Source organism: Chryseobacterium sp. ON_d1 (assembly GCF_006829085.1).
Classification (GTDB): Bacteria; Bacteroidota; Bacteroidia; order Flavobacteriales; family Weeksellaceae; genus Chryseobacterium.
In genome coordinates this window covers 14,232-35,091 of sequence record NZ_BJTC01000012.1, presented here as the reverse complement: position 1 = coordinate 35,091, position 20,860 = coordinate 14,232, and the positions used below count along the sequence as shown (strand labels likewise).

Annotated in this window: 10 protein-coding genes; all 10 read left to right on the top strand. The window is 39.1% G+C overall.

Features of this window, described 5'->3' with window-relative positions:
• Positions 1-132: 132 nt before the first annotated feature.
• The 10 genes from CRS_RS18345 to CRS_RS18300 all read left to right on the top strand — a co-directional run bounded on the left by CRS_RS18345 (position 133) and on the right by CRS_RS18300 (position 20,808).
• Positions 133-795, top strand: a complete 663-nt coding sequence (locus CRS_RS18345; RefSeq protein ID WP_089689576.1) for a succinate dehydrogenase cytochrome b subunit — start codon at positions 133-135, stop codon at positions 793-795.
• Between the two features lie 15 nt (positions 796-810).
• Positions 811-2,823 carry a fumarate reductase/succinate dehydrogenase flavoprotein subunit gene (locus CRS_RS18340; protein ID WP_142725425.1) on the top strand — a complete coding sequence of 671 codons (2,013 nt, stop codon included), beginning with the start codon at positions 811-813 and terminating at the stop codon, positions 2,821-2,823.
• A 24-nt stretch (positions 2,824-2,847) separates the two neighbouring features.
• Complete coding sequence (locus CRS_RS18335; RefSeq protein WP_142725424.1) at positions 2,848-3,615, top strand: succinate dehydrogenase/fumarate reductase iron-sulfur subunit; 768 nt, start codon at positions 2,848-2,850, stop codon at positions 3,613-3,615.
• Between the two features lie 297 nt (positions 3,616-3,912).
• A complete protein-coding gene (locus CRS_RS18330) occupies positions 3,913-5,454 on the top strand; it encodes a TlpA disulfide reductase family protein (protein WP_142725423.1) in 1,542 nt (513 codons plus the stop codon).
• Between the two features lie 108 nt (positions 5,455-5,562).
• Positions 5,563-6,975 carry a 23S rRNA (uracil(1939)-C(5))-methyltransferase RlmD gene (gene rlmD, locus CRS_RS18325; protein ID WP_142725422.1) on the top strand — a complete coding sequence of 471 codons (1,413 nt, stop codon included), beginning with the start codon at positions 5,563-5,565 and terminating at the stop codon, positions 6,973-6,975.
• A gap of 31 nt (positions 6,976-7,006) precedes the next feature.
• Positions 7,007-7,483, top strand: coding sequence for a DUF6452 family protein (locus CRS_RS18320; RefSeq protein WP_142725421.1), 477 nt, complete (start codon positions 7,007-7,009; stop codon positions 7,481-7,483).
• A complete protein-coding gene (locus tag CRS_RS18315) occupies positions 7,449-8,114 on the top strand; it encodes a DUF6048 family protein (RefSeq protein WP_142725420.1) in 666 nt (221 codons plus the stop codon). The genes CRS_RS18320 and CRS_RS18315 overlap by 35 nt, the downstream gene beginning before the upstream one ends.
• Positions 8,115-8,294: 180 nt before the next feature.
• Positions 8,295-11,312 carry a reprolysin-like metallopeptidase gene (locus tag CRS_RS18310; RefSeq protein WP_142725419.1) on the top strand — a complete coding sequence of 1,006 codons (3,018 nt, stop codon included), beginning with the start codon at positions 8,295-8,297 and terminating at the stop codon, positions 11,310-11,312.
• 166 nt (positions 11,313-11,478) lie between these two features.
• The gene (locus CRS_RS18305) at positions 11,479-15,909 is read left to right on the top strand and encodes a GEVED domain-containing protein (RefSeq protein WP_142725418.1); all 4,431 of its coding nucleotides are present in this window, start codon (positions 11,479-11,481) and stop codon (positions 15,907-15,909) included.
• A 222-nt stretch (positions 15,910-16,131) separates the two neighbouring features.
• On the top strand, positions 16,132-20,808 hold the full coding sequence (locus tag CRS_RS18300; protein ID WP_142725417.1) for a GEVED domain-containing protein: 4,677 nt from the start codon (positions 16,132-16,134) through the stop codon (positions 20,806-20,808).
• Positions 20,809-20,860: the final 52 nt, after the last annotated feature.

Here is a 20,860-nt window from a genome sequence, read left to right as displayed (position 1 = left end):
TAGGTGTTTTCCTGTATTTATAATGGATGAATTCTTATTTAGAAAGATTACAAACTGTCTAATTGTGAGATTTCTCACTTTTTGATATTGTTAAACTTTCTTAATTTTGTGGAAATTCAAATTTAAACTTATATGGCAGGTTTAACGAGTTCTACGATAGGTAGAAAATATGCTATGGCATTATCAGCTCTATTTTTGCTGATTTTTCTTATACTGCATTTGACGACCAATTTGTTATCAGTTCTGAATCGTGATGCATTCAATACAGCATCAGATTTTATGGGCTATAATCCTTTTGTGCAGTTCTTAATGCAGCCTATTCTTGGTTTTGCAGTGATTTTCCATTTCATCATGGGATTTGTATTGGAGATCAAGAATAATAAAGCGCGTCCGATCAAGTACGCATCAAACAACCCTTCTGTGAACTCTTCATGGATGTCCAGAAATATGATTATTTCAGGGGCTGTGGTTTTGGCTTTCTTAGTACTTCACTTTTATGATTTCTGGTTACATGAAATTAATTATAAGTATGTAGAAGGACTGACTCCTGATGCAGAACGTTTCTGGCCGGAACTTCATGAGAAGTTTGCTGATATGTGGAGAGTGGCTTTATATGTAATTGCTTTTGTTTTATTAGGATTGCACTTAGCTCACGGATTCCAGTCTTCATTCCAGTCTATCGGAGCAAGACATCCAAAATATACACCGGTAATCAAAGCTTTCGGAAAATGGTATTCTATCCTTATTCCTGCAGGGTTTATTTTTATCGCAATTTTTCATTTTGTAACTCAATAATATCAATATACTAATATGAGTAAATTAGATTCAAAAATTCCAGCGGGTCCTTTAAAGGATAAATGGAAAAATCATAAAGATCATATGAACCTTGTTGCACCCAACAACAGAGATAAGATTGATATTATTGTTGTAGGTACAGGTTTGGCAGGAGGTTCTGCTGCAGCTACACTGGCTGAGCAGGGATATAACGTAAAAGCATTCTGCTACCAGGATTCTCCGAGAAGAGCGCACTCTATTGCAGCTCAGGGGGGAATCAATGCAGCTAAGAATTACCAGGGAGACGGTGACTCTACTTACAGATTATTCTATGATACCATCAAAGGGGGGGACTATAGAGCAAGAGAGGCCAATGTTTACAGATTAGCTGAAGTTTCTGCTAATATTATTGACCAATGTGTTTCTCAGGGGGTTCCTTTCGGAAGAGATTACGGAGGTCAGTTAGATAACCGTTCTTTTGGTGGGGTTCAGGTAAAAAGAACTTTCTACGCAAAAGGACAAACCGGACAGCAGTTATTATTAGGTGCTTATTCTGCAATGAGCCGTCAGATTGGTAAAGGTAGAATCAAAATGTACAACCGTCATGAAATGATGGACCTTGTAATTGTTGACGGGAAAGCAAGAGGAATTATTGCAAGAAACCTTGTGACAGGTGAAATTGAAAGACATTCTGCTCACGCAGTTGTAATTGCTTCCGGAGGATATGGAAACGTATATTTCCTTTCTACCAACGCAATGGGATCAAACGTCTCTGCAGCATGGAAAATTCACAAGAAAGGAGCTTACTTCGCAAACCCTTGCTATGTACAGATCCACCCGACTTGTATTCCGGTTCACGGAACACAGCAGTCTAAACTGACTTTGATGTCTGAATCATTAAGAAACTCAGGAAGAATCTGGGTTCCTAAAAAGATTGAAGATTCAGTAGCTATCAGAGAAGGTAAATTAAGACCTGAAAATATTAAAGAAGAAGATAGAGATTATTATTTGGAAAGGAGATATCCTGCCTTCGGTAACCTTGTACCTAGAGACGTTGCTTCAAGAGCAGCTAAGGAAAGATGTGATGCCGGGTTCGGAATTGAAAATAATGATACTAAAGAAGGCGTTTACCTTGATTTCTCTACAGAGATCATGAAAAAAGGTAAAGAAGCTGCTATCGAAAAACATATTCATAATCCAACAGATCAGCAGATCTATGATCTTGGTAAGAGTTGGGTCGAGGAGAAATACGGTAACTTATTCGTAATGTACGAGAAAATTACTGCTGATGACCCTTACAAAACTCCAATGAAGATCTATCCTGCAGTTCACTATACAATGGGTGGTGTATGGGTTGATTATAACCTTCAGTCTACAATCCCGGGATGTTTCGTAATCGGTGAGGCTAACTTCTCAGATCACGGTGCAAACAGACTTGGTGCTTCGGCATTGATGCAGGGTCTTGCTGACGGATATTTTGTGCTTCCTTATACTATTGCAGATTATCTTTCTGCAGATATCAGAACGGGGGCTATTCCTACAAACTCAGGATCATTTGACGAGGCTGAAAAAGGAATTAAAGATAAAATTGATTTCTTCCTAAATAATAAAGGAACTCATTCAGTAGATCACTTCCATAAAAAACTGGGACACATAATGTGGAACAAAGTAGGTATGGGCAGAACTCCTGAAGGACTTAGAGAAGCGATTAAGGAAATTGAAGAAGTAAGAAACGACTTCTGGAAAAACGTAAAAGTACCTGGTGAAGGAGAAGGAATGAACACTGAGCTTGAAAAAGCATTCAGAGTGGCAGACTTTCTGGAACTTGGACAATTAATGGCTATCGATGCACTGCACAGAAACGAATCTTGTGGTGGACATTTCCGTGAAGACCATTCAACTCCGGATGGAGAAGCGGAAAGAGATGACGTAAACTACAAATACGTCGGAGCTTGGGAATATCAGGGAGCAGATATCAACGCGGAAGTGTTGCATAAAGAAGAACTGATATATGACAACATCGAGGTTAAAACTAGAAGTTATAAATAATCTCCAACCTATAAATATAACATTATGAGTGCAAAAAAAGGCTTACATCTTACGCTGAAAATTTGGAGACAAAAAAATACTAAAACTAAAGGTCAGTTTGAGACCTATAAAATATCAGACGTATCTACAGATTCTTCATTCCTGGAGATGCTGGATATCCTGAACGAAAATTTAATTAACGAAGGTAAAGAACCTATCGCTTTCGATCACGACTGTCGTGAGGGAATCTGCGGGATGTGTTCCCTTTACATCAATGGCAGAGCTCACGGACCGGATACAGGGATTACTACCTGCCAGCTTCACATGAGAATGTTTAAAGATGGCGAAACTATTGTTATTGAACCTTGGAGAAGTGCTGCTTTCCCTGTTATCAAAGACTTGATGGTAGACAGAAGCGCTTTTGACAGAGTAATGGCTGCAGGGGGATTCATTTCTGTGAATACGTCAGGTAATACACTGGATGCTAATGCAATCCCGGTTCCAAAAGAAGATGCAGACAGAGCAATGGATGCTGCTGCGTGTATCGGATGCGGAGCGTGTGTAGCTACATGTAAAAACGGATCTGCAATGCTGTTCGTAGGAGCTAAAGTTTCTCAGTATGCATTACTTCCACAAGGTAGAATAGAAGCTAAGAGAAGAGTTCTGAACATGGTGAAAGCTATGGACGAAGAAGGATTCGGAAACTGTTCAAACACCGGAGCATGTGAAGTGGAATGTCCTAAAGGAATTTCTCTTGAAAACATCGCAAGAATGAACAGAGAATACATGGCTGCTCTTGTAGATCAAGGATAGAATTGATTCAAATACATAAAAAAATCGCCTTCATTTTTGGAGGCGATTTTTTTGTGAAAAGAATGATCTGTTAAAGTTTGTTAACTTATTGGTAGATTATAAGGATTCCTTATTTAATAAGTATATATTTGAAGAGAAGTTGAGTTGTTTTCTGATAACTTTCAATAACCTTTGTCATTCAAAAAGAGATTGTTGAGATATCCTTTTGAGCGATAATAATAAAATTTTTAAAAAAAATAATCAGTGTGAATTAGCAAGCCCTAAAAAGCGTATTTTTGTGTAATATTAAAAATTGAAATGAAAAAATATCTTTTATTGTTTATCATCACATTTTTTGTGATGTCTTGTTCAAAAAAAGTAGAAGTAAAAGGAAAAATTACTGGAGGCTCATCATTAGAGAGAATTGAATTCGTAGAAGCTTCAGGGGTAGGTACCCTGCCTTTAATTAATATAGGTTTAGATAAAGACGGAAACTTTTCTGGGAGCTTTGAGGCTCCTAAAGATGGTATGTACGTGATCAACTATGCAGGAAGACAGAACCTGATCTATCTTGAGAGAGGTCAAAAAGTAAATATCTCAGGAAACGGAGCTACTTTCCCAAGTGAATATGTAATTACAGGAGATGCTAAAAAGAATAATGATTTCCTTACAGCAAGTATGAAGTTCTTGGCAGATTATGGCAGCAAAGTTAATTTACAGGCATTAATGAGTGGAGACGAAGCCGCATTCTTGAAAGGAATGCACAAAGTTGAAAATGATATTAATAAAAACGTAGATGACCTTGCAAAAAAGAATAACCCAAGTAAGGGGCTTTTAGAGTGGAAGAAAAATGATGTGAAAGTAACCATTCTTAATTTGCTTGCCAATTATGAAATGTCTCACGGACCAATGTCTGGAAATCCTTCTTACAAGGCTTCTAAGGCTTTCAAAGATTATGAGACTCAGTTGGAAACTGATAAAGATGCGATGGTAAAAACTATCCCTCTTTACAGACAATATCTTCTTGTTAAGATGACTCCTGATTTCCAGAAATATGCTGAAGCAAATAGTAAAGGAAAAACAGGCATCACGACTTCTGAAATGTTCGCTCAGTATTTAAAGACCAAGAAAGACTTATCTCAGACTGCAAAAGATTACCTTTTAGCATTTGTAATGGCTCAGGCTGATATTCATCCTACAACTCCGGCTGCAAACATTGATAAGATTAAAAAAATTATCGATTCAGATATTAAAGATGCTACGATTAAAAGCGATCTTTTAAAGATGCAAGTAGCTATTACAGGTCTTAAAATCGGAGAAGCAGCTCCTGAAGCGGCTTTGGTAAAACAGGACGGGAAGGCTTATAAACTTTCTGAAAACAAAGGAAAACCTTATATGTTATTCTTCTATGCTTCATGGAATCCTTATATCAGCGAAGCTACAGTACCTGTATTAAAAGAAGTGGTGAACTTCTATAAGTCTAAAATGAATTTTGTATTTGTAAACGTTGATGATACAAAAGATCAGTTCGTTAAGACAAGCAATTCTCTGTTAAAAGGAATTCAGGGGGTAAATGTTTACGGAGAAGGAGGTTTGAACTCTGATATTGCTAAGAAATATGGTGTATATGGATTTAAATTACCTTGCTTTGTTATCATTGATAAAGATGGTAAAATTGCCAGCAGATCGTTTGTGAACCTTGGCGAGCAGGAATTAGTAACTATTCTGGATAAACAAACAGGTCTTTCAGCTCCGAAAGTGGATCCGAATGCTCAAATGCAGCCGCAATTACAGCTAGACCCTTCTGCAATGCAGCAAGCTCCACAGCCAGCAAATCCACAGCCGGCTCCAACAAAATAATAAACTTTAACACAGTATAGAAGCCTTATCTTCGGATAAGGTTTTTTTTATTGTATTTTTGCAAACTGAAACGTAAAGGTTTCAATTAGGAAAATAGAAAATTTTAGAATGAGCAGGAAGAAAAAAAGAGATATAGTTCTTGAAAATATAAAGCTGTTAACTGCCGGTGCAAAGGGCGTGGCAATTGGAAGGACAGATGAAGGTAAGGCCGTAATGGTCTCAGGTGCAATTCCAGGTGATATTGTTAATGTAAGAGTAAAAAAAGCAAAGTCGAAATATTATGAAGGCGAGGCTGTAGAAGTTCTTGAAAAATCACCTTACAGAGTAGAGCCCAAATGTGTTCATTTTGGTACCTGCGGAGGGTGCAAATGGCAGAATATGAGCTATGAAAAACAGCTTGATTTCAAACAGGAAGAAGTTTACAATAATATTAAAAGAATCGGCGGAATTGATGATTTTGAAACCGTAACAATTCTGGGTTCTGAAGAACAGTATTTTTACAGAAATAAAATGGAGTTTTCTTTCTCCAATGCAAGATGGCTTACCCAGTATGAAATCAGTTCTGAGGAGAATTTCGGAAGTAAAGATGCTCTAGGTTTCCACATTCCGGGAATGTGGAGCAAAATTCTTGATCTGAAAGAGTGTTTCCTTCAGGAAGACCCTTCCAATGCAATTAGACTGGCCGTAAAAGAATATGGAGTAAACAACGGTCTGGACTTCTTTGATGTGAGAAATCAGGAAGGATTCTTAAGAACCTTAATGATGAGACAGAACTCCAAAGGAGAGTGGATGGTTCTTTTCCAGCTTTACAGAGAAGAAAAAGAAAACAGAGAAAAACTTTTTGAATTCTTACTGGAGAAATTCCCACAGATTAAAACACTGGTATATGCAATCAATTCTAAACAGAATGATTCTATTTATGATTTAGATATTAATGTGTATTTTGGTGAAGGGTACCTCATGGAAGAGATGGATGGGCTGCAGTTCAAGATAGGACCAAAGTCATTCTTCCAGACCAATTACAAACAGGCTTTGGAACTATACAGAAAAACCCTGGAGTTTGCTGACCTGAAGGGAGATGAAGTAGTATATGATCTTTATACAGGAACAGGAACCATTGCGCAGTATGTGGCAAGAAATGCCAAACAGGTGATCGGAATAGAATCTGTACAGGAAGCGATTGATGCTGCTATAGAACACGCTGCATTGAACGGACTTACCAATACGACGTTCTATTGCGGAGATATGAAAGATATTTTCAATGATGAATTCATGGCGAACCATCCTAAAGCAGATGTACTGATCACAGACCCGCCCAGAGATGGAATGCATCAAAAGGTTGTAGAGCAGATTTTAAAACTTTCACCGAAAAAAGTAGTTTATGTAAGCTGTAATTCTGCAACCCAGGCAAGGGATCTTGCTTTGATGAAGGATCACTATACTTTAATGAAGATTCTGCCGGTAGATATGTTCCCACAGACACACCATGTTGAAAATATTGCATTACTGCTTAAAAAATAAATTTATTTAAATTTGAATTTCAAATCTTAATATGAAATACTTTAAATTTCTCATTGCATTCTGCTTCTTAGGAATAATTTTTTCCTGTGGAGGAGAGGATGATATCTGTGAAAGCGGAGAAGGGACTCCCAGAATGAAAGTAGGTTTCAGGACATTGGCAAGCGGAAAAGATACAACCATAGATACCTTGTATGTATCAGTAGACTATGGTGCAGGAAAAGTGGATCTGGGGAAACTTGCAAATATTGATTCCAGATTAATTCCTTTACGTGTGGACAACTCGCCTTATACAGATGTTTATTTCAAAACCAGATTCAAAGGTCCGGAGTCTCATGTGAGAGTCAGCTACAGTACAAAGTCTACCTACGTATCTCCGGGATGTGGGATCAAAAAGTACTATGAGAATTTAAGTTCAGAATTAATAACTCCGAATCCTGTTCAGAAAGTGGATGTTGGACAAAATCAGATAGAAAATGAAGACAAGACTAATCTTTACCTTTCTTTTTAGTTTATTTGGAATAATAAGCTGGGCGCAGGACAAAAAAAAGGAAGCAGAGAAGAAGGTTCATGAAAAATATGAGCCCAATTTTATGGTTGGCCTTGATGCATTGAATACGGGAGTCGGATTTTTTTCGGATAGAAAACTGTATCAGGGATTTATTTCTTCTAAGATCAGAGGAAATGTACATGCCATTGCAGAAGCAGGTTTTGAAAAGAATATATACCAGAAAAATGGGTATGATGCTAAAGCAAGCGGTCCCTTCGTTAAGCTGGGAGCATTCTATATGCTTGCCAAAGATGCAGAAAATGAATTCAACGGATTCTATGCAGGCGGGAAAGTTGCCGGGTCATTCTATAATCAGGAATATATGGCGGTACCCGTTCGCGGATTCGGGGGCAGTAGCTCCTCTGAAGCCTTTCCCTCATCATCACAGTCTTCTTTTTGGCTCGAGGGAACTATAGGAGGAAGGGTACAGTTATTCAGTTCCAACTTCTATATTGATGTGAATCTTCAACCAAGATACATGGTGTATACTTCCAAGCAGGACGATATTTCTCCAATGATTGTTCCCGGCTTTGGAAAAAGTTCTTCAAAGTTTAATATGGGATTTGCATGGAATATTGCTTATAAATTTTAGAAATATTAAATCTTAACTTTAAAAATATATAAAATACAAACTGTAGGATATTCTATAGTTTGTATTTTTTTTAATAAATATGTTTATTAGATATATGGTATTGAAAAATATGGACTTATTTTGTTTGTGTGAGTTATAAATTAGCTATATTTGGCAAAAATTATAATTGTGTTTTAATTTATGAAAAGAGTATTTACTGCTTTAGTGTGTACTTTTATTGGTGGGGCAGCGTTCGGTCAATGGACGCCAACTTCATTCAGTAAAGTAGACAGTAAGAAAAGAGGAACTTTTACAGTAGAGAAATCTAATGTAAAGCCTGACGGCTATTATAAATTGGACTTAGATTTACTAAGATCTCAATTGAAGAATGCTAAAGAGATGGGGCCTAATGTTGCTCCTGTTATTATTTCTCTTCCTACCCTGGATGGAAAAATTGAAAGGTTTAATGTATATAGTTTTCCAGTGGTTGTAAAAGAACTGGCAGATAAGTATGAATTAGGCTCTTATGTTGGAACAAGTGTCGATGATCCTACTAAATATTTAAGATTTAGTGTTGCTCCTAATGATTTTCAGTCTATGATTATTCAGGGAGGTAATTATGAGTTCATTGAACCTGCTAATGCTGATAAATCCGTATATGCAGTACATCCTAAAACAATGAAGAATGGAGATGGATTTGTTTGCTCAACAAATGAAAGTCCACAGGCTAAAAAGCAGATCCAGGCTTTATTGCAAAAAGGAAAATCTTTTGCAAACCAGCCAACTAATTTTGCTAAAAATTCTGATAAGAAATACAGAACAATGAGGTTAGCGATGTCTGTTACGGGTGAGTATACTCAGTACTTTATGACGCTTGCCGGTGTACCTGCTACCGCTACGGATGATCAGAAAAGAGCTCCTGCATTGGTTGCCATCAACAATACTCTTACCAGAGTAAACGGAGTTTTTGAAAAAGATTTTGCATTACATTTGAATTTACAGAATTTTCCAAATGTAATTTATATTGATCCGAGTAATGACCCGTACGATGATGCTACAACTGGAGCAGGAGGTACATGGAATCAACAGCTGCAAACTGCCTTATCAAATGGTGTAGGAGATGCCAACTACGATATCGGACATTTATTCGGTAAATCAGGTGGTGGAGGAAATGCAGGATGTATCGGATGTGTATGTGTTAATCCAACTACTCAAGTTCCTAAAGGAAAAGGTTCAGGATTTACTTCTCCGGCAAATGGAATTCCATCAGGTGATAGTTTTGATATCGACTATGTTGCACACGAGATGGGGCACCAGTTAGGAGGTAACCATACATTCTCTCACAATATTGAGGGTAGTGGTGTAAACATGGAACCTGGTTCGGGATCTACTATTATGGGATATGCTGGTATAACAGGGGCTAATACTGATGTTCAGGCGAATTCAGATGCGTATTTTCACGTTGCAAGTATCGAGCAGATTCAAGAGAATTTAATTGATAAAACATGTGATGTAGAAACTCCAATTACAAATAATCCACCTGTAATTGCAGCTTTACCAACTTATAATATTCCTAAAGGTACTGCATTTGTACTCACGGCTTCTGCTACAGATCCTGAAAATGATCCTCTTACATATGCTTGGGAAGAATATGATGATGCTATAGCTCCGATTAATAAATTTAACTTAGGGTCAACTAAAACTGGTGCGTCATTCAGATCTAAGGCTACAGGAACAAATCCAACAAGATACTTTCCTAGTTTTACATCTGTAATGAATGGAGTGTTAAATAATGCGAATAATACTTGGGAATCTGTTTCAATGGTTCCTAGAACTACAAATTTTGCGGTTACAGTAAGAGATAATAACGCAAACGTGCAACAGCAGCAAACTAAGCATGCTGTTCAGACAATTATTGTAGGTGATAATGGGCCTTTCAGATTAGCTAATCAATATGCTGATGTGAATACACCTACTCCAATTCAGTGGATTGTTGCCAACACTAACACTGCTCCTTATAATGTTGCTAATGTAAAGATCGATTATACTACAGATAACGGTACAACATGGACGGTATTATCTGCATCAACCCCTAATGATGGAACTGAAAACTTTACCTTCCCATCTTCATTAAACGGTCAGACTATTAAAGTAAGAATTTCTTCAATAGGTAACGTTTTCTATGCTGTAGGTCCTGTTAGTATTGCGCCGCTATCTGCATGTAGCAGTGCTGCTCCAACTAATGTAGTTGTAAGCAATATCACATTTAGCACGGCAAGTGTTTCTTGGATGTCTTACACTGGTGCTACTTATAAGGTACGCTACAAAAAGACAAGTGGAAGTGTTTGGACTGAAATTGATACAACAGTTCCTTCTGTTAATTTAGATAACCTGATAGATGCTACAACATATGAGGTACAGGTTGCCTTAGTTTGTAATGCTACTGTAGGTACTTATTCTACATCAGTTAACTTCAGTACCCCGGCTGTTGCATATTGTTCAGCAGCAGGAAATACTGGTAGCCCAGTGTATATCTCAAATGTAACATTGGCAAATATTAATAATACTACTGCAGCAGCTACTGGTTACACCAATTTTACAAACAATACGGCTCTTCAGGTTAATCTGACAAAAGGAAATACATATCCTATCACGGTTAAAGTAGCAAATTCATCGTCTTTAGTAAGTGCAATCGTTGCTTATATAGATTTTAATAAGGATGGATTCTTTGATGACACTGAAGCTGTTATGGACCTCCCTTGTAATACTTTTGCTAACAATACAGCTACTGCTTCATTTACAATTCCAAATGATGCAATAGAAGGTTCACCTCTAAGAATGAGAGTTGCTGGCTTTTATGTGGGAGCAAATAATGCTGGGTTTTATTTACCTTCAAGCTACCTTTGTGGTATCAATTTCCAATATGGAGAAGTTGAAGACTATAACGTAGTTATTACAGGAAACCTTGCTACTTCTGAAACAGCTGTTAAGAATGATGGTATCCAGATTTATCCGAATCCGGTAGTTGATGTTCTAAATGTTACTAAGGTTTCAGACAGAGCTACTTATAAAATTTATAGTGCTGCTGGACAATTAGTGGATAAAGGAAATATCAATAATGGAAAAGTGAATGTTTCCAGTCTAGTTAAAGGTGGTTATATAATTACAATAGATGATAAAGGAATTGAGCAATTCAAATCCAAATTCATCAAAAAATAAAGATAACCTTTAAATATCAGTAAATCCCCGGACTTATCCGGGGATTTCTTTATTTAAGGCATAAGTTGTTATATCGTTGTTTTTTTTCAAAAAAAAGCTATATGTAGCTGTAAATTAATAATAAAAATGATTAGATTTGTATGAATAATATTATAATGAAAACATTATGAAGAAACTCTTTACCTCTTTAATTCTGTTTCTCTGTTTGATATGTACAGGCTTTGTATCCAAAGTCTCAGCTCAGGCAGGCCAGATCGGGACAGGAACGGGTACCTCAGTGTATCTCCCCATACGTTCCTACTATGGATATAGCTATTCCCAGCAGATTTATACTGCTGCGGAAGTTTCGGCTGCCATCGGTACGTCGACCTATATCACGGCCATAAAGTTTTATGTAGACACCGTTTCAAATTCTCAGGATTCCTATAAGGATTGGGTAGTTTACATGGGGAATACCACCCAGAATAGCTTTACGTCCAATACAAACTGGATTCCCTTAGGTTCCTTAACTCAGGTATTTGCAGGAGATTTACCTACCATAACGAATGGAAACTGGGTTACTCTTCAGCTTAATACTCCATTTATCTGGAACGGAACAGACAATCTCGTGATTGCTGTCAATGAGAAAACACCGGGGTATTCATCTTCTCCAGGTACAGCTTGGGGAACTTATAATGCAGGGGCTAATAGAGGTATTCTTTATTATGAAGATACAACAAACCCAAATCCTGCTTCTCCTCCTTCAGCATCAGGCAGGTATTCTGATATTCCTAGAGTACAGCTGGTAAGCCATCAGTTAACTCCGTGTACTACTGCACCACCAACGAATATCAGTGTGAGCAACATAACCACAGTGTCAGCTGTTGTTAACTGGTATACAGCTATAGGTTCTACTTATGTAGTAAGATACAGAAGTTTACCGTCAGGTACATGGCAGCAGATTAACGTTACTACTCCTCTTTCAGGAAGTGCTACCATTTCGGGGCTAACAGAGCAGACCCAGTATGAAGTTCAGGTTGCTACCGTCTGCGGAGGTACTCAGGGAGCATTCTCTGCTAGTGTAAACTTTACAACTCCGGCATTGAGTTACTGTGCTTCAGGAGCTACAAGTACTTTCATTGATGGTTATATCAGCCAGGTGGCTGTGAATGGTCAGGGGGCACCTTCTATGGTCAGCAACTCTGCTCAAAGTGGTTATACAGATTATAGTACAGACCCTACACGATTGGTTACTTTGGTAAGAGGTGGTACTGCTACTGTTTCTGTTTCAAAAACATGGCCGGATTATCAATACAGTTTCTTGACAGGAGTTTGGATTGACTTTAACCGTAATGGTATTTTTGAAGCCAGTGAAAGAGTTCTTACTTCACCAAGTAATACAACAACTCCTGTAACAGCTACATTTACAGTGCCTACCGCAGCGGGTGGTGCTTACACAGGAAATCTGACTACAAGAATGCGTGTTGTATTGAATGAATACAGCCCTATTAATGCCTGTGGAACCTATTCTTATGGTGAAACAGAAGATTATGCGGTAAAACTTATAGATTTATCACCATGTACTACAGATCCACCTTCAAATATTATCGTAAATAATGTAACTCCTTCTTCAGCTAATGTTACATGGACATCAACTACAGGAGCTACTTATATAGTAAGATACAGAGTTTCTCCTTCCGGAGCATGGCAGCAGATTACTGTAAATACTCCTTTAATAAGTAACCAGTTACTTTCTGGATTACTGGAACAGACTACCTATGAAGTTCAGGTAGCGACTGTTTGCGGAGGGACTACAGGTGCGTTCTCACCAAGTGTGACATTTACAACTCCGGCTCTTACTTATTGTACAGCGGGTCCTACCAGTAACACGGCAACAAGCGGATATATTAATAACGTTACGGTGACTCCTACGAATACACCTATTATGGTAAGTAATTCCGTATCTGATAATTATAAGGATTATACAACAGACGCAACAAGAGTTGTTATTTTTGAAAGAGGTTCAGCAAATAATAAAATTTCTGTTAACAAATACTGGCCGGGCTCTCCTACATCTTATGGAGTTTCAGCGTGGGTAGACTTTAACAGAAACGGGGTATTTGAAACAAGTGAGAGAATTCTTAATACCACTTATAATACAACCACTCCTGTAACATCTACTTTTGCAGTGCCTACTGTTGCCAGTGGTAATGTTTATACAGGAACCCTTCCTACCCGCATGCGTGTAGTGATGAGATATTTTGATAATGCTAATCCTTGTGGAACATTTTCTCAGGGAGAAGTGGAAGATTATGCAGTGAAATTTGTAGATCCTCAAACCTGTACAACAGCACCTCCGACAAATATTACAGTAAACAATATTGGTGCAACAACTGCAACTGTATCATGGGTTGCTACGGCAGGAGCTACCTATAATATCAGATGGAGAACTACTCCTGGAGGTGTCTGGCAGACGGCTACAGTTACTGCAGGTCAGAACTTCTACGGGATTACCGGTCTTACAGAACAGACTAATTATGAAGTTCAGGTTTCTACCACCTGTAATGGATCTACAGGATCTTATTCAGGATCAGTAACCTTTACAACTCCACCGTTATCTTACTGTCAGATGACAGGAACAGGAACCAATGACCATATTTCGAATGTAACCGTTACCTCTTCGAACCTTGGGGTTCCCCCGATGAATAATACATCAGTACAGACCAACTATACCAGCTATACAAGTCCTGAGACTCTTATTACTTTAGATGTGAATTCTCAGAACAATAAAATCTCTGTAGCAAAAGGCTGGACCGGAGCTACCGGGAATGATGCTGTAACAGCGTGGATCGACTTTGACAGAAACGGTCAGTTTACCGATGCTGAGCGAATTTTAATTTCACCAGCCAATACAACAACCCCGGTTACTGCGACATTTGCAGTTCCTTCTACCGCTTATACAGGACCACTGACTACAACAATGCGCGTAGTATTGAGACGTACGAGTGCCCCTGTAATGTGTCAGAATGCGATAGATGGAGAAGTTGAAGATTACAGGGTAAGAATAAGACCTTGTAGCAATGCAACCCCTAATGCTCCGACATTTACCACAACCCATACAACCGCTACTGTTACCATTACCGGTCCTGGAGTAAGCTATGTGGTAAGATACCGTGTTCAGGGAACAACTACCTGGACGCAGGTGTATGCCTCCACGCTTCTAGGAAACCTTCCTTTAGTTATCAGTAACTTAACGCCTGCTACTACTTATGAAGTAGAAGTAGCTTCAATATGTGGAGATGTTGTGGGAACGGCTACCCCGATCAAGACCTTCACAACAAGATGTGATCCGACTCCTCCTAATGTAACCATAAGTAATATCACTCCAACAACAGCATTGATTACGTGGGCTCCATTAGCGGCAAGCTCTACTTATACCATGAGATGGAGAAAAGTAGGTACTACAACATGGAATATCATCAGTTTACCTGCGCCACCAGCAAATACTTATGTATTAGGAAGTGCTACTGCTTTAGAGCCATATACTACGTATGAAGTACAGATCGCTAATCAGTGTAACGGAGAATCAACACTGAATCCATATTCAAACCCTAAAGTATTTACAACGGAAAGAATTTGCCAGATTCCTCCACCTGGATTGACCATTACCCAACTGCTTCCAACATCAGCGGAAGTTAAGTGGGATCCTTTCCCGGGAGCAACATATGTTCTTCGTTATAGAAAAGTGGGTATTCCGAGCTGGACAGAAGTACCGTCATTGGTTAACAATCTTGTACTGACAGGTCTTACAGAATTGACGAAGTATGAAATGCAGGTAGTGAATATCTGTAACGGTACTCCAGGAAATTATACACCTCCATACTATTTTACAACCCCTACTGTAATCTACTGTAAGATGAAGGCTGGAAATTCTACGGGAGAGTATATTTCCAAAGTTACTGTGAAGCCTACAGGTAAGAAAACGATGGAGAATGAATCCGGAGCATCTACGTATACAGATTATACAGGAGTACCTAAGACTTTCATTGAAATGATCCAGGGATCAACAGATAATGAGATCATCATTGAGAAGAAATGGACGGGAACAACATACAACGAAGGAATTGCGGTATGGATTGACTTCAACAGAAACGGTGAGTTTGATATCAACGAAAGGGTATTCACATCTTCACCTAATTCAAACAGCCCTGTATCCGGTAAGTTCAATGTACCATCCGATGCATTTGTAAGCATGACGGACTATAAGTATGTAGTGATGAGAGTGGCAATGTCCCGAGATGGTATCCCGGTAAACTGTACCGACTTCAATAACGGAGAAGTGGAGGACTACACGGTAAGAATCTCTAAACCTGTCGTAGCGAATCCTATAGATCAGACAAGTGTTATGATTTATCCAAACCCTGTCAGCTCAGTATTGTTTGTCAAAAACGTTAGCAAGAGAGCTAAGTATAAGATCTACAATGCGGCAGGACAGGTAATTGCAGATGGCATCCTGTTAAACAACCAGATCAATGTCAGCAGACTGATCAACGGAGTTTATGTGATAGATATCGATGATAACGGTAAAACGGTTCAGAAGAAATTTATCAAAGAATAGATAACCTAAATTTCAGATAGAATAAGCCTCCAGGAATGGAGGCTTATTTTTTTGCGAAGATCTGTATGAAGGTCTATGCTTATTTTTTCTTTATATTATTGGGTTTTTTAAATTTGATAATCTTTTTGTTTATATATGTTAATGATTTGAGTAATCTAATTGGTTATTGATAAAAATATGATTAATTTTGTAAGATTAACATAGAATTCTAACCAAAACATTATGAAGAAACTCTTTACCTCTTTAATTCTGTTTCTTGGGTTGATCTTTGGGCTATCATTACATGCTCAAACGGTCACTATCGGAACAGGAACCAGTACACAAAGATATCCTTTGACTCCCTATTATGGGTATCAAAGGTCTGCATCGCTCTATACTGCTGCAGAAATAAACACTCCGGGAGGAGGAAGCATCTTATCCGTAGGATGGGAAGCTACTGCCACCATGAATATTACTTTCCCGGTTAAGGTTTATTTAAAATCTGTACCTTCCACTACTACAGCCATCACGGCTCAAACCTGGAATACAGTAACTACCGGAGCTACTCTGGTATATAGTGCGAACGTAACCAGCCTTGCGGTTGGTTGGAATACCCTTCAATTACAGCTTCCTTACAGTTATAATGGAACTGATAATCTTATGGTTTTAGTAGAAACCAATTATGGAGGATCCGGAGGGGGATCCGGAACTGCTGGAGCAGGCTTTAAATATAGCAATGCTGCTGCAAGCCATATGTATTTCGAGGCTGATGGCTCAGCTCCGACAGGTAATGGTAATGTGACTGCCAACAGACCTAATGTACAATTAACTTTTGGTGCACCACCTACATGTTTATCAATGCCTCCAGGAGGAACTTTATCTATGGGAACGGTAAATACCACCAGTGCAGTATTAAACTGGACTGCTTTTTCATATGTACCGGCAGGGGGATACGATATTTATTACAGTACAAGTAACACTGCACCAACTGCTGCAACACCTCCATCACAAAATGTTCCTTCCGGCACGACTGCAACACTTTCTCCATTAGTGCCAAACACAACGTATTATGCCTGGGTAAGGGCAAAATGTAGTGCTACGGACCAAAGTACATGGTCAGGGCCAATAAGTTTCACGACACCTCCTACATGCCCGCCTATGCCTGCAAGCGGAACTCTTTCTGTTGGTACGGTAACGCCAACCAGTGCAGTATTGAACTGGACTGCTTTTTCATATGTACCGGCAGGAGGATATGATATTTATTACAGCACGAGTAACACTGCTCCCACAGGGGCAACTGTACCATCACAAAATGTTTCTGGAACAACGACAACAACTACACTTTCTCCATTAAGTCCTAATACGACGTATTATGCCTGGGTAAGAGCAAGGTGTAGTGCAACTGATCAAAGTGCATGGAAAGGACCTCTTTCTTTCTATACAGGATATTGTGTGCCTACAGGAGGTACTTCAAGTACAACATATTACCTGAATAATATTACAACAACAGGAGGTATCTCAAATTTGAATTATTCAGCAAACAGTTACACAGCATATGTGAATAACTCAGCAACCATATTTTCTGCTATTCCCAGTACCTCTGTAACAGTAAATTTAGCAGCTGCAGGAAGCAGTACTTATTACTATTATATCTGGGTTGACTGGAATAACGATATGAACTTTAACGGTCCCGGTGAAACGATCATTGCTACTACCAGTTATACTGCGACAGCTACAGGAACTATTCCAATAGCTGCAGGGCAGGCTCCTGGGAATTACAGAGTAAGGATGGCAACATCATGGTTAGGCAACCTTAATTCATGCGGACCTGCTGCTTATGGTAACTACGTGGACTTTACGTTAAGTGTTATTGCTTTACAGCCGTGTTCAGCTGCGCCTCCGGGTAATATTACAGTTTCAAACCTTACTGCAAGTACAGCTCTTGTAAACTGGATTCCTGCTATTGGAGCAACTTATACATTACGATATAAAAAGGTGACAGATGTGACGTGGACAACAATTAATATCACGACTCCACTTACCAGTAACCAGCTGCTTACTAACTTGGCAGATCAGACTCAATACGAAGTTCAGATGGCTACTATTTGCGGAGGGACTACAGGGGCGTTCTCACCAAGTGTGACATTTACAACTCCGGCTCTTACTTATTGTACAGCTAATCCTACTGGTAATACATCTACCAGCGGATATATTAATAACGTTACGGTGACTCCTACGAATACACCTATTATGGTAAGTAATTCAGATTCGGATGGCTATAAAGATTATACAGCAGACGCAACAAGAGTTGTTATTTTTGAAAGAGGATCAGCAAATAATAAAATTTCTGTTAACAAATACTGGCCAGGCTCCAGCAGTTCTTATGGAGTTTCAGCGTGGGTAGACTTTAACAGAAACGGGGTATTTGAAACAAGTGAGAGAATTCTTAATACTACAGCAAGCACAGCTACTCCTGTAACATCTACTTTTGCAGTGCCTACTGCTGCCAGCGGTAATGTATATACAGGAACTCAGCCAACCCGTATGCGTATTGTGATGAGTACAAGTAGTACCAACAACCCTTGTGGAACATTTTTTCAGGGAGAAGTGGAAGATTATGCAGTGAAATTTGTAGATCCTCAAACCTGTACAACAGCACCTCCGACAAATATTACGGTGAATAACCTTACTGCCACTACAGCAACCGTATCATGGGTTGCTACTGCAGGTGCTACTTATAACATCAGATGGAGAACACTTGGAGGTGTCTGGCAAACGGCTACAGTTACTGCAGGTCAGAACTTCTACGGGATTACCGGTCTTACAGAGCAGACCCAGTATGAAGTTCAGGTTTCTACCACCTGTAATGGATCTACAGGATCTTATTCAGGATCAGTAACCTTTACAACGCCACCGTTATCTTACTGTCAGATGATAGGAACAGGAACCAATGACCATATTTCGAATGTAACTGTTACCTCTTCGAACCTTGGGGTTCCACCGATGAATAATACATCAGTACAGACCAACTATACCAGCTATACAAGTCCTGAGACTCTTATTACTTTAGATGTGAATTCTCAGAACAATAAAATCTCTGTAGCAAAAGGCTGGACCGGAGCTACGGGCAATGATGCTGTAACAGCGTGGATCGACTTTGACAGAAACGGTCAGTTTACCGATGCTGAGCGAATTTTAATTTCACCAGCCAATACAACAACCCCGGTTACTGCGACATTTGCAGTTCCTTCTACCGCTTATACAGGACCACTGACTACAACAATGCGCGTAGTATTGAGACGTACGAGTGCCCCTGTAATGTGTCAGAATGCGATAGATGGAGAAGTTGAAGATTACAGGGTAAGAATAAGACCTTGTAGCAATGCAACCCCTAATGCTCCGACATTTACCACAACCCATACAACCGCTACTGTTACCATTACCGGCCCTGGAGTAAGCTATGTGGTGAGATACCGTGTTCAGGGAACAACTACCTGGACACTGGTGTATGCCTCCACGCTTCTAGGAAACCTTCCTTTAGTTATCAGTAACTTAACGCCTGCTACTACTTATGAAGTAGAAGTAGCTTCAATATGTGGAGATGTTGTGGGAACGGCTACCCCGATCAAGACCTTCACAACAAGATGTGATCCGACTCCTCCTAATGTAACCATAAGTAATATCACTCCAACAACAGCATTGATTACGTGGGCTCCATTAGCGGCAAGCTCTACTTATACCATGAGATGGAGAAAAGTAGGTACTACAACATGGAATATCATCAGTTTACCTGCGCCACCAGCAAATACTTATGTATTAGGAAGTGCTACTGCTTTAGAGCCATATACTACGTATGAAGTACAGATCGCTAATCAGTGTAACGGAGAATCAACACTGAATCCATATTCAAACCCTAAAGTATTTACAACGGAAAGAATTTGCCAGATTCCTCCACCTGGATTGACCATTACCCAACTGCTTCCAACATCAGCGGAAGTTAAGTGGGATCCTTTCCCGGGAGCAACATATGTTCTTCGTTATAGAAAAGTGGGTATTCCGAGCTGGACAGAAGTACCGTCATTGGTTAACAATCTTGTACTGACAGGTCTTACAGAATTGACGAAGTATGAAATGCAGGTAGTGAATATCTGTAACGGTACTCCAGGAAATTATACACCTCCATACTATTTTACAACCCCTACTGTAATCTACTGTAAGATGAAGGCTGGAAATTCTACGGGAGAGTATATTTCCAAAGTTACTGTGAAGCCTACAGGTAAGAAAACGATGGAGAATGAATCCGGAGCATCTACGTATACAGATTATACAGGAGTACCTAAGACTTTCATTGAAATGATCCAGGGATCAACAGATAATGAGATCATCATTGAGAAGAAATGGACGGGAACAACATACAACGAAGGAATTGCGGTATGGATTGACTTTAACAGAAATGGTGAGTTTGATATCAACGAAAGGGTATTCACATCTTCACCTAATTCAAACAGCCCTGTATCCGGTAAGTTCAATGTACCATCTGATGCATTTGTAAGCATGACAGACTATAAGTATGTAGTGATGAGAGTGGCAATGTCCCGAGATGGTATCCCGGTAAACTGTACCGACTTCAATAACGGAGAAGTGGAGGACTACACGGTAAGAATCTCTAAACCTGTCGTAGCGAATCCTATAGATCAGACAAGTGTTATGATTTATCCAAACCCTGTCAGCTCAGTATTGTTTGTCAAAAACGTTAGCAAGAGAGCTAAGTATAAGATCTACAATGCGGCAGGACAGGTAATTGCAGATGGCATCCTGTTAAACAACCAGATCAATGTCAGCAGACTGATCAACGGAGTTTATGTGATAGATATCGATGATAACGGTAAAACGGTTCAGAAGAAATTTATCAAAGAATAGATAACCTAAATTTCAGATAGAATAAGCCTCCAGGAATGGAGGCTTATTTTTT